General features: G+C 47.1%; 13 protein-coding genes. 11 read left to right on the top strand and 2 right to left on the bottom strand.

What is annotated here, in order from left to right; genetic code table 11:
- Positions 1-293: 293 nt before the first annotated feature.
- Positions 294-1289 (top strand): ROK family transcriptional regulator, encoded by a 996-nt coding sequence (locus tag PCH01S_RS03030; RefSeq protein ID WP_042227420.1) that lies wholly within the window; start codon positions 294-296, stop codon positions 1287-1289.
- Between the two features lie 3 nt (positions 1290-1292).
- The gene (locus PCH01S_RS03025; protein WP_042226669.1) at positions 1293-2522 is read left to right on the top strand and encodes an MFS transporter; all 1230 of its coding nucleotides are present in this window, start codon (positions 1293-1295) and stop codon (positions 2520-2522) included.
- A 181-nt stretch (positions 2523-2703) separates the two neighbouring features.
- On the opposite strand, the gene PCH01S_RS03020 is transcribed toward PCH01S_RS03025, so the two are convergent.
- Positions 2704-3696 (bottom strand): NADP-dependent oxidoreductase, encoded by a 993-nt coding sequence (locus tag PCH01S_RS03020; protein WP_042226667.1) that lies wholly within the window; start codon positions 3694-3696, stop codon positions 2704-2706.
- A gap of 200 nt (positions 3697-3896) precedes the next feature.
- Between PCH01S_RS03020 and PCH01S_RS03015 the strand changes: the two genes are divergently transcribed.
- From PCH01S_RS03015 to PCH01S_RS03005, 3 genes are all read left to right on the top strand, one after another.
- Positions 3897-4511: a TetR/AcrR family transcriptional regulator gene (locus tag PCH01S_RS03015; RefSeq protein WP_042226665.1), complete on the top strand. Its 615-nt coding sequence runs from the start codon at positions 3897-3899 to the stop codon at positions 4509-4511.
- Between the two features lie 72 nt (positions 4512-4583).
- Positions 4584-4895, top strand: coding sequence for a hypothetical protein (locus tag PCH01S_RS03010; protein WP_042226663.1), 312 nt, complete (start codon positions 4584-4586; stop codon positions 4893-4895).
- 231 nt (positions 4896-5126) lie between these two features.
- Positions 5127-6047, top strand: a complete 921-nt coding sequence (locus tag PCH01S_RS03005) for a VanZ family protein (protein WP_042226661.1) — start codon at positions 5127-5129, stop codon at positions 6045-6047.
- Positions 6048-6104: 57 nt separating this feature from the next.
- Here PCH01S_RS03005 and PCH01S_RS03000 read toward each other — a convergent pair whose 3' ends face one another.
- Positions 6105-6812, bottom strand: coding sequence for an HAD family hydrolase (locus PCH01S_RS03000; RefSeq protein ID WP_042226659.1), 708 nt, complete (start codon positions 6810-6812; stop codon positions 6105-6107).
- A 233-nt stretch (positions 6813-7045) separates the two neighbouring features.
- Between PCH01S_RS03000 and PCH01S_RS02995 the strand changes: the two genes are divergently transcribed.
- The 6 genes from PCH01S_RS02995 (at position 7046) to PCH01S_RS02970 (ending at position 13010) form a co-directional block, all read left to right on the top strand.
- Entirely contained in the window at positions 7046-7636 is a 591-nt protein-coding gene (locus tag PCH01S_RS02995; protein ID WP_042226658.1) for a TetR/AcrR family transcriptional regulator, read from the top strand.
- A gap of 36 nt (positions 7637-7672) precedes the next feature.
- Positions 7673-8725: a flavin-containing monooxygenase gene (locus tag PCH01S_RS02990; RefSeq protein ID WP_042226657.1), complete on the top strand. Its 1053-nt coding sequence runs from the start codon at positions 7673-7675 to the stop codon at positions 8723-8725.
- 345 nt (positions 8726-9070) lie between these two features.
- On the top strand, positions 9071-9799 hold the full coding sequence (locus tag PCH01S_RS02985; protein WP_042226654.1) for a YheC/YheD family protein: 729 nt from the start codon (positions 9071-9073) through the stop codon (positions 9797-9799).
- Positions 9800-9841: 42 nt separating this feature from the next.
- Positions 9842-10741, top strand: a complete 900-nt coding sequence (aepX, locus tag PCH01S_RS02980; RefSeq protein WP_042226652.1) for a phosphoenolpyruvate mutase — start codon at positions 9842-9844, stop codon at positions 10739-10741.
- Positions 10741-11901: a phosphonopyruvate decarboxylase gene (gene aepY, locus PCH01S_RS02975; protein ID WP_042226650.1), complete on the top strand. Its 1161-nt coding sequence runs from the start codon at positions 10741-10743 to the stop codon at positions 11899-11901. The genes aepX and aepY overlap by 1 nt, the downstream gene beginning before the upstream one ends.
- Positions 11898-13010, top strand: a complete 1113-nt coding sequence (locus tag PCH01S_RS02970) for a 2-aminoethylphosphonate aminotransferase (RefSeq protein ID WP_042226648.1) — start codon at positions 11898-11900, stop codon at positions 13008-13010. The genes aepY and PCH01S_RS02970 overlap by 4 nt, the downstream gene beginning before the upstream one ends.
- Positions 13011-13012 lie beyond the last annotated feature (2 nt).

Raw genomic sequence — 13012 nt, 5'->3', positions numbered from 1 at the left:
TATTTCGCATTCAATTGAAAATGATTATCATTCTCTGTGTTATTATAGTTTGTGCGAAAAGGGGGGGCAATGGAAAAAACGCAACGATTTATTTGGATAAATGTAAATAGGCAGGATATGAAAGGTTTGAATTTACAGATCTATTTGTTAATGGAGTAGAGTATCCGGTTTCTTTTTGATTGCTTACCTAAGAAATTTCTGCTATGATCAGAACGACTTATTAAATGTATTTAATAAGTTAGTGAGGAGTGTGATACAGGGTGAGTGAGCTGCCTCCTACATCCAATGACGGCATGAAGAAAACGATCCTTAGCAGCATACGCGCGGCTCTTCTGGAGCTGGGAAGTGCAACGAAGGTTGAACTTAGTCACAAACTAGGAATCAGTTTTCCGACCGTCAGTAAGTTTCTGACGCAAATGGAGAAGGACGGGGAAATTTTTTCAGCCGGTCTTGATGGTTCGAGCGGGGGGAGAAGAGCCAAAAGGTACGTGTATAACCCGGATTATCTGCTCGGCTTGGCTCTATTTTTGGAGAAAGCCGAAACGAATTACACGATATTTAATGCTTCGGGAGAGATAAAAGAACAAGGAACAACGTCCGGTGTGCTGCTGGACCCTGTTATTTGCTTATCGGAACAAATCGGTAAAATCCTCGCAAAATACCCGAAAATCGGGTCCATAGCGGTCGGCGTGCCCGGCGCGGTCAATAACGGCCGCATCATCTACATTCCCGGATACGAGCAGTTTCATCATTTTGATCTGAAGAGCGATTTTGAAGAGCGTTTTTCCGTCCCGGTAGCGGTTGAGAACGATATGAATGCGGCGATTCTCGGGTATAGTTTAAACGCGGCCAAGACGGAAAACCCGTCCATGATCTATCTGTATTTCGGACAAAACGGGCCCGGCGCCGGCATTCTGGTCAATGGGGACGTGGTACGGGGAAGTACGTTCTTCTCGGGAGAAGTTTCATTCGTACCTCAGTATGATGACCGCAATTTCCTCCAGGCTTTGAAGCGGGAAGCGGGACCGGAGGAAATAGCCGATTGCGAGAAGGAGATAGACGCCATCAGCAGGCTGGTCGCTTCGTTTACCGCTATTCTTAATCCCCATGCGATTATTTTTTGCGACGATGAAGCAAACCGACAACTTCTTGATCGAATCGCAAGCAGGAGCGCCGCTTACATACCGGAAGAGCATCTTCCGGAACTTACGACCAGTGACTGGAAGCGGGATTATTTACGGGGATTACAGCGCCTCGGGCTTGACCTTATGATTCGGGAGAAGAGGTGACCTATGGCTACTTTCTTTTTATTGATTATTTATATGGCATTTATCAGCTTGGGACTGCCTGATTCCTTGCTGGGATCGGCCTGGCCCGTTATGCAGACGGATCTTGGCGTGCCGCTTGAAACCGCCGGTTTGCTGTTTATGACCGTCACAGCCGGCACGATCGTTTCCAGTATGGCAAGCGGAACCCTGCTTAAATGGTTCGGAACGGGGAAACTCACCCTCATCAGCTGCATCATGACGGCCGGTGCTCTGCTCGGCTTCGCTGTTGCCCCGTCGCTTGTCTGGTTAATGCTCTGCGCCATCCCCCTTGGATTGGGCGGAGGCGCCGTAGATGCGGGGCTCAACAATTACGTTGCCGCACATTACAAAGCGCATCATATGAGCTGGCTTCATTGCTTCTGGGGAGTAGGGGCCACGCTCGGGCCGATTATTATGGCGCAATATATTTCGGGACCGGACTCCTGGCGGGACGGATACTTGACGGTTGCCGGGATTCAGTTTGCCCTGGTGATCCTCCTGTTCGTTACCCTGCCCCTATGGAACCGGGTAGCAAAGAACAACCACACCGCTTTAGGTGAAGAAAAGGAAGATCTGCACGGGGCGGAAGATCAGCGTTCCGAGAGTTCCGTAAAGCCTTTACAGGTCAGGGGCGTTAAGCTGGCTTTGGTCTCCTTCTTGTTTTATTCCGGAGCGGAAGCGACAATCGGGCTGTGGGGAAGCAGCTTTCTGGTGAATATGAAAGAAGTGCCGGCCGCGGTCGGGGCGCAGTGGGTGTCCCTTTATTATGCGGGAATCACAGTCGGCAGAATGATTACGGGGTTTATTACATTCAAAGTGGCTAACCGAACCCTTATCCGGGCAGGCCAAATCACCGCTCTCGCCGGCGCGGCCTTGCTGATTCTGCCATTGCCGCCTGTTTTCTCGCTTGCGGGTTTTATGATAACGGGATTGGGCTTGGCGCCTATCTACCCGTGCATGCTTCATGAAACGCCCGTGCGTTTCGGCCGGAAGCACTCCCAATCGATTATGGGGTACCAAATGGCCGTAGCCTATGTGGGCAGCACGTTTATGCCTCCTCTGCTCGGTTTTCTGGCTTCTCTTTTCGGCATCGGAGTTTTCCCGTTTTATATTGTACTTTCCGCCGCAGCCATGCTCTTGTTCTCCGAAAAACTGAATGCCTTCTTAACGGCCAGGAAGAATGCATTGAAGAACAACACGACTTTCACAGGTTGATCATTTTGTCTTTATGCATTCTTAACTCAATTTTCGCAGCTTAAATTGCCGGAAAAACAGCGGTGTAGGGGGAACCCGGCACCGCCATAGCTTTACTTTTGCAAGATGATTTGATCAGGCAAGCTATCCGTCAAGTACGCAAACTTACTTTTGAGACATCCCATCTCACTAAGCAAGAGGTTTATCCCGTGTTTTTCGATAGGACGATTTTTCCCCGTTTCGGCATCTCTTCGCTTTTGCGATACGCCTCAAGTAGGCCTTGTGCAGTAAAGGGGTAGGTCTCATCGATATGGATATTCAATTTATTCTCTTTCATATGGCGAACAATGGATTCAAAATCAGTACGGTTAGGTCTTGCCTGGAAGAAATATGCGTCAATGTCGCGGACCTTCGGATATTGATTAATCGCGAATGCCGCTAATGAAATATAGGTTCCGCCATCCTTGATGACCGAGTAGTTCTTCTTTCCGATTTCTCCCGGTAACCCGGTACCGAAAGTGGATCCAAAAGTGGATGGGTCCATAGCGGAATCCAATACGAGATCAACAGGTTCTGTTATTTGGGCGGCAAAGTCGACTTTCGTGTAGTCGAACACCTCGTCCGCACCGAGTCCTTTGACGAAATCGTGATTATAGTCCCTCGCGGTTGCGATAACGTATGCTCCATGTTGCTTGGCCAACTGAACCGCCGCATGCCCCACACCTCCGGCGCCGGCTTGAACGAGGATGCGTTGTCCCGGTTGAAGACGGCCATGCTCAAACAGCGCTTGCCAAGCTGTCAGGGCAACCGCAGGCGCGGCACCTGCCTCTTCGAAGGAAAGACTCTCCGGAATAATGGCAAGATGATCTTCCTCCACCGCAACATAGTCCATGTAGGAACCCATCGGAATCATGCCCATAACACGATCCCCCGGCTTGAAATGACGCACTTTTTCTCCAACTTCTTTTACGATGCCGGCTACTTCATTACCAAGAACAAGCGGCAATTGAGCCGGAAATTTGTCGGCCATCGGACTCTTAAGAATCGCGCCGCTGCGCAATAGAATATCTGCGGGGTTGATGGACGAGACACGCATTTCGATGAGAACCTGTGTGTCGGTGATTGTGGGAACCGGCACTTCCAGTTCCTCTAGCACTTCGGGGATTCCAAAGCTTGTCAAAGCGATTGCTTTCATGATTATCCTCCTCTTAAATTGAATCCTTGGCATGATCCGTTAATTGCTTTCCACTCAAAGAATTAGTCACGGATTGTTTAAACAACACCTGTTTGATAAGATAATAGTATCGCATGCTTATGATTTCAACCGGCAGAGTTAGAAGAAAGTTGCATAGGCAACACATTGCGATATTTGATGTCTAAAGAGGGGACACAGCCATGGTAAATCAGCAAGATCCGAGGGTGCTGCGCACACGACAGTTAATTAGGGAAGCGTTCAGAGATCTGCTGCAGAGAAAAGAATTTGATGCAATCACCATCAAAGATATCGCTCAGAAAGCTACCATTAACCGTGCCACCTTTTATGCCCATTTTGAAGATAAATATGCGTTGCTTGACGAAATCACAGAACTGGCTTTTCATGAGATGATTCCGGAGCAAGTGGCGGATGCACAGGAATTTACGGATGAAATATGTAACCAGTTGATCTTGATGACGCACCGATACATCGTGGATTTTTATCGGATCTGCAGAATGGATTCCTATCCGATGGCTACGCTTGTCGATGAAAAAATAAAGAAGATGCTGCAGCAAGCCATAGAAAACATTTTTCTGAAAGGGGATACCGGCCATGGGGCGGACAGGCATCGTATAAAAATTATGGCGGCCATGACAGGTTCAGCAATCTATGGCGCTGCGCATCATTGGTTAAATGCCCGGGAAAAAGATCGAGCCGATGTGCTTGTAGACATCGTTCGTCCCTATGTAATGAACGGTCTGGGGCTGTATCGCAATGGCGATGAAGTTTTAAACGACTCTCCGACAGCGCCTTAGGTTAATTCGTTGCTGCGAGAGTTGAGTTCCTAAGCTATAATAGATGTACTTAAAAATAGGGGAGGCTTTTCAATGAGCCAGCGTTATCGAATTACAAGAGCGTTTCAGGAAAACGGCAATTCCGCTAAAACCATCTCTTTGGAGGAGTGCAAACAGATTTTTTCGTCCAAAGCTGATTTTACTTATACATCCGTTTTTACGGTGAAAGGCTCTACCAGCATGTCTATTGAGGGTGATTTTTTCATTTGGAGCTACGACGAGGATACCCAGATTCCGTTCAGGCATTATGACGGCGACCTCTACGTATCCGGTACGAATAAAGTCGTCATTCCCGTAGTCATTGAAGTTGCGAGCGAATTAGAGGCGGATGTGCAGGAAGAGTAGATCTTTTCAATCCGTGTCCTGCCTAAACTGAATCATACGAATGCGGGAAGCCTGCCGGGTACATTAGTCCGGTTGGCTTTTTTTTTGCGGGTGAGGGGCCGAACTTTCCTTACAAACCTGTAAGTTTCGTGTAATCAAGCGGAATACGATCCATGACGGTTTCCTTCTATACTAGGTGTAAGTCTTCGCGAGAAGCCGTCTGTTCTTACATCCGAAAATGAAGGAGACACCATGGAAACGAAATTACGAAAACTTATTTTGACCGGAATCGTTCTGTATACACTGTTGATTTTGTATTTTATGTTTTTTGCCTTTAATAGAGTGGAACATGAATACAGTGAGTACGGATATGTATTTATGCTGCTTCCCGAAGCGGTCCCGCTTCTTTTTCCCGATCTCTCGGATCTCTCCTTTTCGTGGATCTATAACCTGGGCAACATAGCCGCCTTCATCCCTTACGGAATATTCGTGCCCTTGCTGCATCGTACACATGTTTGGAAGTTTTTATCCTGGTTTGTCATGGCGATTATAGGCTTGGAAACTCTGCAATCGTTAACGTTTCTGGGTACTTTTGACGTGGATGATATCATTTCGAATACATTGGGAGCTTCTATTGGATGGTGTGTGTACAAGGTTGCCGCTTCCCCGAAAATTTTTTGGAAAAAGCTGATGGCTTCGGGTTTAACCGTTGCCGTCCTGCTGATCGGAATTATGAGCTTATCCGAGCTCATTGATTTTACGCTGCAAAAAAAAGAAGGGCTTCTTCTCGCTTTGAATGAAATGAAAGAAGCTGCGGACAATAGACCGCTGACGAAAGATTTACCCGAATTCACAGTCGGGGGCGAGAAAATAAAGCCGAACCTAAATGTGTACGGCAGTAAAGGGAAAGAGAGCCAAACTTATACTTATAACTGGGCCGCCAAGAAGGAAGCCCACTTGTATGCTTATTATGGAATCCCCGATAACGGCGATTCTGCCGGTGAACTGATTATTACGGCTGATGGCCAGGAGAGAGTTTATTACACGGAGAGTATACAAGCGGTACCTGTAGACATACCGTTCGATCAACTAAACGAACTTACGATTACCCTTAAAGGAAATGCGAAGTTGTGGGATGTTACAATCAGTGAAAGGAAGCATTGGTGGGAATGACAACAAGCTTGTCTTCATTAGAAGGCAAGCTTTTGTCGTCTTTTGTGCAGGTTAATTTTACGAAGAAAACGGGGCAAAAGGCAGCGAATCTTTTAAGGCCCACAGCTCTTCAAAATTTCTTACCCGGTGATCGGCGAGCGAAAGATCCTGATTGCCCGAACCGGGATTTTGAATTCCGACGCACCGCATACCGGCGCTTTTCGCGGCCTTGACGCCGTTGCGCGAATCTTCGATGACGAGACAGGAAGAGGGCTCCACTCCCAGCAAGCCGGCCGCATGAAGAAAAATGTCCGGTGCCGGTTTCCCGTGCTTGACTTCCTCTCCGCTGACCCATACGTCGAAATAGGACCCAAGGCCGGTCTTGTCCATAATCAGCTCAATAAGCGGCCGGGGGGAAGAGGAGGCGACTGCTATCGGAATCTGCTTTTCTTTCAGCCAGCTTAACCAGCGCTCCACTTGCGGCATGGCCGTAAGCTCCGTATGTCCGGACAAAATGTTCATCACATTGTCCTTGTGATACGTTAACACCTGTTCCAGCGCAAACGGAATCCGGTGCTTGTCCAGTATTTGCTCCCACATGGATTCCAGCGTTACCCCCACAAAACTATGATGGTCTTCTTCGCTTACGGGCACGCCGAAATGGTTGAACGAACTGCGTTCAATATCAAAATAAATCGGTTCGCTGTCTATAAGGACGCCGTCCATATCGAATAGAACCGCTTCTATGGAAGCTGCCTTCCGTGCGGATTTGATTAAATCCTCCAATGAAACTCCTCCTTTGACATACAGCGCGGATTACAACCCAATGCTAGCATATAAGCTCCTTCTTTTAAAGGTTTAAAAGGCTGCTCAGGACCTAGTCCCGCTCTCTACGATTTTTGTATCCAATCCAGGCGCCTCTGGTCACGCCGATGCAGCCGGAACGATCCTTTCAAAAGGTGTCCCGGCATGTTATACTCTATGCAAGCAAGTACTTGCATGCATGAAAGGTGATGCAGATGGAACAAAGTGCGCAAGAAACCCGGGATAAGATTTTAACCGCCGCCATCTCTTTAATGAAGGTAAAAGGGTACAAAGGCATGACGACACGCGCAATCGCACAAGCGGCCGGCGTGAACGAAAGTACGATTTTCCGCCATTTCGTTAATAAACAAGGGATTTTGGACGCCTTAGTGGACCGGTATTCCTATGTTCCCGGCATTCATCAAGTCTTTGACAGCTTGACGGGAGAGCTTCAATCCGACCTGATCCGCGTTGCGGAAGCGTACCAGGAGTTTATGAAGCACAATGGCGAGATGGTGTTGATCGGATTAAGAGAGACCGGGCAGTTTCCTGAACTGGACGAAAAAACAGCCGCTATACCGATTCAATTAAAGAAGCTGCTTGTCGACTATTTAACGCGTATGCACGAGAAGGGTGTCATCCGGAGAACCGATTTTGAAGCGTCGGCGATGACTTTTATTTGGATGAATCTCGGCTATTTTATATCCGCTTCGCTCTACGGTCAAAAAATAACGATCGTAAAAGTCGAAGATTTTTTACAGTACGGTGTTCGTACATTCGCTCAAGGTTTGTCGGAGGAACCTTAGATAAACGATAAAATCGCAGCCAGGGGAAATGTGAAGATGAACGATGTGGAAGTTATCATTATCGGCGGAGGACAAGCCGGTCTCGCTATGGGGTATTTTCTGAAACAGAAAGGAGTAACCTTCCTCATTCTGGATGCCCATAAGCGAACCGGAGATTCCTGGAGAGCCCGCTACGATTCCTTGACTTTATTTACACCGAGGATGTACAGCAGCCTTCCGGGCATGAACTTTCCGGGGGAGCCTGACGGTTTGCCTTCCAAGGATGAAACGGCAGATTACTTGGAGGCGTATGCCAAGGCTTTCGCCCTGCCTATCCGGCATCAGACGAAGGTGCATTCCCTTTCAAAACATGAAGGGGGGTTTAAAATTGAAACCGGACAGGAAACTTTTATTGCCCGTCAAGTGGTTGTGGCCACGGGGCCTTTTCAAGAACCTGTCATCCCGGATTTTGCGAAAAAACTGCCGAAAGAAATCGTTCAGCTGCATTCTTCCGGCTATAAAAATGAATCCCAGCTTGCGGACGGTCCCGTACTGGTCGTCGGCGGCGGAAATTCGGGTGCGCAAATCGCGGTTGAACTTTCCGGTCGCAGGCAGGTCACGATCTCGGTGAGCCGACCCATGAGTTTTAAGCCTATGCAATTGTTCGGAAGAAACATTTTCTGGTATTTTGAGAGATTCGGTTTGCTGAAAGCGAACGCGGAGTCTCTCCTTGGTTCTTGGCTGAAAAAGCTGCCCGAGCAAGTATACGGGACCGAATTAAAATCCCTCCTGAAAAAAAGAATCGTTTCTTTGAAACAAAGAGCAATAGATGCAGACTCCGCAGGGGTCCTCTTTAAGGACGAAACGCGGATGAAGGTATCTACTGTCATTTGGGCCACCGGTTTTCGAAGCGCTTATTCGTGGAGCGACATTCCGGAAACGGCAGATGTCAGCGGGAAACCGATTCATCGCGGCGGTGTCAGCAAAGTGAAGGGATTGTATTATTTGGGATTGCCTTGGCAAACTTGCAGAGGCTCCGCTTTGATAGGATGGATGGGGCGAGATGCCGAACACTTGGCGGATGTCATCGCACAGCATGCTAAGCGATAAAGATGAAAGACGGGACTAACGATAAGAATGAACATTAGAAGTCTGCCGATGAAGAATTAAACTGACTAAGGCTTCGTTTCCATCATCTTGCTGGAAATAAAAGATCCGCTGCCACCTCTCCGGCAGCGGATTTTTATGATTGGCGACAGTCTATTTTCTTATCCCGAACACTGAGCTTATCCGAAAGGTTGTCTCCTTGGATTTTTCTTAATTATAACCGCAAGGATATGCCGTTTATGAAATGAATCTTGATTTCAAACCGTGGCAGAGGTCCACGCAGGCGGAAATCCGGATGCATATGCTTACAGCATGCTTTACAAAACATTAAGACGAGAGGGATGACCAGTGTCCGTTGGAAAAATGAAAAAGTACAAAGTCATGTTGAAACATCCCGTTTTGCGTCGGCATTTACCTAAAACCCGCTGGTTTACGAAATCGAGGACCAAGCGAATGCTGAAAACCTATTCATCGGTCTTCATAAAACCTAATCACGGGAGTGGCGGCAGCGGAATTATCCGGGTCAAGAGATTGAAAAAACGATACGAGGTTCGTAGTGCTTCAAGACGAAAGGTTGTTCGATCTCGTTTTCTCTTTAAAGCCATTAAGTCATACCGGAATCCTGGACATCAGTATTTGGTACAGAAAGGACTTCGCTTAGCCAAGTACCACGGGTCGATTTTTGACATCCGGATTTACTTACAGAAGCCGAGGGGGAAATGGGTTGTTTCCGGCGAGGTCGCTCGTGTCGCGGCACCTCGTAAGTATGTTACCAATTATCTTAAAGGAGGGCATGCAGTATCTTTGAATCGGGTACTTTACAGTCTTTTTAAGCACAACCGCACAAAAGCGAATACCTATTCGCGCAAAATTTCCAAACTGTGCGTCATCATAGCCAAAACGATTAATAAACGGCACCCGGTTCGTGAATTGGGGGTTGACATTGCCATAGATAAAAAAGGCCGTATTTGGATTATTGAGGCCAATTCACGCCCTGGACACATGTTATTTACTCAACTTTCCGATCGTACGATGATCAAGACCATCCGAAGAAACAAGCGACTTATTCGAAAGTAGGTTCCATGCACGTTACTCTAGGGGGAGAAGGAGAGCATTTCAATGAAAAAAACAAAGCAGTTTAGAGACTTGATCCATTCACAAAAACCGGAGTTTATTATGGAAGCCCATAATGGTCTGTCGGCCAAAATAGTGGAGGAGGCGGGGTTTAAAGGAATCTGGGCCAGCGGGTTATCCATCTCTGCAGCGATGGGAGTAAGGGACAACAATGAGGCCTCCTGGACGCAAGTTTTGGATGTTTTGGAATTCATGAGTGATGCTACTTCCATCCCGATTTTGTTGGACGGAGATACGGGGTACGGCAACTTTAATAACGCAAGACGGCTAGTGAAGAAGCTGGAGCAGCGTCATATTGCGGGAGTATGTATTGAAGATAAGCAGTTCCCCAAAACGAATTCTTTTATTAACGGTCAAGAGCAGTCTTTGGCTGATATCGAAGAGTTTTCCGGAAAAATTAAGGCGATGAAAGATACCCAAACGGACGAGGATTTTACGGTGGTGGCCAGAGTCGAAGCATTTATTACGGGGAAAGGGCTTAAAGTGGCGCTGGAGCGGGCGGAGGCGTACCGGAAGGCGGGAGCCGATGCCGTATTTATACACAGCAAAAGATCGGATGTCGCAGAGATTGAAGCGTTTATGAAGGAATGGGCCGGAAGATTGCCGGTAGTGATCGTGCCTACCAAATACTATACGACCCCAACCGTGAGGTTTCAGGAGATGGGGATTAGCCTTGTGATCTGGGCAAACCATAATTTGAGGGCATCCATTCAAGCAATGAAACACTTATCTGACCGAATTTATCGAGATCAAAGCCTGGTTCATGTCGAAAAAGACGTCGCACCCCTGGAAGAAGTATTCAGACTTCAAGGGGCCGAAGAGCTGGAAGCTGCGGAACAGCAATACCTTCCGTCGTCAGAACCGGATTCGGGTGAGCATGCATAATGGACACCAAATTGTTAGGAGAAGAGTTGAAAAAATTAGGATATACCTTTTTCAGCGGTGTTCCTTGTTCCTTTTTAAAAAACTTGATCAATTATGCCATAAACGAATGCGATTATGTTGCAGCGGCTAACGAAGGAGATGCGGTCGCTATTGCATCGGGAGCTTATGTAGGGGGAAAGAAGTCGGTAGTCCTTATGCAAAATTCAGGACTAACCAACGCTGTTTCGCCATTGACCTCCCTTAATTACCCTTTTCTTATTCCGCTGCTCGGATTTGTCAGCCTTCGCGGAGAGCCGGGCATACCTGATGAGCCTCAGCATGAACTAATGGGCCAGATTACAACGCAAATGCTGGATTTGATGGATGTGGAATGGCAGTATCTTTCCAAAGATTTTGAGGAGGCAAAAAAGCAGCTGATTCAGGCTGACGAGCACATTGCCCGGAATCGCCCGTTCTTTTTTGTCGTTAAGAAAGGCACTTTTGACAAAGTGCAGCTGCGAAATCAGCAAACCTCCATTCATTTAAATCAGATCCGTCAGCATGCTTATGCGGATCATCAAATGCCTACGCGGTATGATGCATTGTCTGCGATTAACTCCGTGAAAGACGGCAATACCGTACAGCTCGCGACAACGGGTAAAACCGGACGCGAATTGTATGAAATCGAAGATGCGGATAACAACCTGTACATGGTAGGTTCTATGGGATGCATCAGTTCTTTAGGACTTGGGTTGGCTTTGAGCCAACCAAGCAAAGATATCGTCGTCATTGACGGAGACGGTTCTCTCCTGATGCGTATGGGAAGCCTGGCAACCAACGCGTATTATCATCCGGCCAACATGATTCATATTCTGCTCGATAATAACGCTCATGAATCGACAGGCGGGCAAAGTACGGTATCCCATTCTATTGATTTTATAGATATTGCCGCTTCCTGCGGATATACGAACTCGGTTCACGTTCACAGTCTCGAGGAGCTGCAAACTTTTTTACAGGAATGGAAAGTAAACAAAGGACTTACGTTCGTGCTCCTGAAAATATCCAAAAATTCCAAGGATCAGCTTGCTCGCCCGCATATGAAGCCTCACGAAGTAAAAGAACGTCTGCAGCGTTTTATTCATAACGATCCTTTGAAGGACAAGGAAGTGGGCGGTTCATGAATTCCTCCGTCAAGAAAAACGTCTTACTTACCCCTGGTCCGGCAACGACTACAGAAAGTGTGAAACGCTCACAGGTGGTTCCGGATATTTGTCCTCGCGAAGCCGAGTTCGGTCAAATTATGGAGTATATTTCCACAGAACTTACCCGGCTGGTTGCAGATCCGGATCATTATACGACCATATTGTTTGGCGGATCGGGTACGGCAGCGGTAGAATCCATCATCAGTTCGGTCCCGAATCACGATACGGTGGTCATTGTCAATAATGGAGCCTATGGAAAACGGATGTGCGAGATAGCGAAGGTTTATGGAGTGAACTATTTTGAATTCAAAAGCCCTCCCGATGATGCTATTGATTTGGCTGATTTAGAAAGGCACATCCAATCCTCCAAACGCACCATCTCCCATCTGGCCGTCGTACATCATGAGACGACAACCGGTCTGCTTAACAAGATAAAGGATATCGGAGAATTATGCAAAAGGTATCAAATCGACATGATTGTAGATGCCATGAGTTCATTTGCGGCCATTCCGATTCAATTGAAGGAAATGAACATTGCCTATCTGGCGGCTAGCTCCAACAAAAACTTACAGGGAATGGCCGGGGTATCGTTCGTGATAGCCGAAAAAAATAAATTGGAGCATTTGAAAGACCAGAAACCAAGAAGCTATTATTTGAATTTGTATGCTCAATACAACTATTTTGCGGAACATGGGCAGATGCGGTTTACTCCTCCAGTCCAAACCTTATATGCGCTTAAACAAGCGATTGAGGAATTAAAGCAGGAGGGAGTAGATAAAAGGTACGAAAGGTACGCGACATCCTGGAAAACCTTAATTAACGGGTTAACCCGATTGGGGCTAACCTATATCGTCCCCGAAGAGCATCATTCCAAAATCCTTACTTCCATTCTCGAACCTCAATGTGCGGGTTATAACTTTCAATCTATGCATGATTATTTTTACAGCAACGGCATGATGATTTATCCCGGCAAACTTGAGAAACTAAATACGTTCCGGATTGCCAATATAGGCGATATAACGTACAAGGAAATGGAATTATTTTTGGAACTGCTTGAACGCTATCTCAGTAGCCTAAAATGCGGATGAGA

The sequence above is a fragment of the Paenibacillus chitinolyticus NBRC 15660 genome, assembly GCF_000739915.1.
Classification (GTDB): domain Bacteria; phylum Bacillota; class Bacilli; order Paenibacillales; family NBRC-103111; genus Paenibacillus_F; species Paenibacillus_F chitinolyticus.
The sequence above is the reverse complement of the archived record's forward strand: the minus strand, read 5'-3'. Positions and strand labels throughout refer to the sequence as shown.

Bases quoted from the DNA above. Each gene is read 5' to 3' on its own strand.
- PCH01S_RS03025 (WP_042226669.1), top strand. From the start codon at position 1,293: ATGGCTACTTTCTTTTTATTGATTATTTATATGGCATTTATCAGCTTG.
- PCH01S_RS03015 (WP_042226665.1), top strand. From the start codon at position 3,897: ATGGTAAATCAGCAAGATCCGAGGGTGCTGCGCACACGACAGTTAATT.
- PCH01S_RS02970 (WP_042226648.1), top strand. From the start codon at position 11,898: ATGAATTCCTCCGTCAAGAAAAACGTCTTACTTACCCCTGGTCCGGCA.
- aepX (WP_042226652.1), top strand. From the start codon at position 9,842: ATGAAAAAAACAAAGCAGTTTAGAGACTTGATCCATTCACAAAAACCG.
- PCH01S_RS02995 (WP_042226658.1), top strand. From the start codon at position 7,046: ATGGAACAAAGTGCGCAAGAAACCCGGGATAAGATTTTAACCGCCGCC.
- PCH01S_RS03010 (WP_042226663.1), top strand. From the start codon at position 4,584: ATGAGCCAGCGTTATCGAATTACAAGAGCGTTTCAGGAAAACGGCAAT.
- PCH01S_RS03020 (WP_042226667.1), bottom strand. From the start codon at position 3,696: ATGAAAGCAATCGCTTTGACAAGCTTTGGAATCCCCGAAGTGCTAGAG.
- PCH01S_RS03005 (WP_042226661.1), top strand. From the start codon at position 5,127: ATGGAAACGAAATTACGAAAACTTATTTTGACCGGAATCGTTCTGTAT.
- PCH01S_RS03030 (WP_042227420.1), top strand. From the start codon at position 294: ATGAAGAAAACGATCCTTAGCAGCATACGCGCGGCTCTTCTGGAGCTG.
- PCH01S_RS02990 (WP_042226657.1), top strand. From the start codon at position 7,673: ATGAACGATGTGGAAGTTATCATTATCGGCGGAGGACAAGCCGGTCTC.
- aepY (WP_042226650.1), top strand. From the start codon at position 10,741: ATGGACACCAAATTGTTAGGAGAAGAGTTGAAAAAATTAGGATATACC.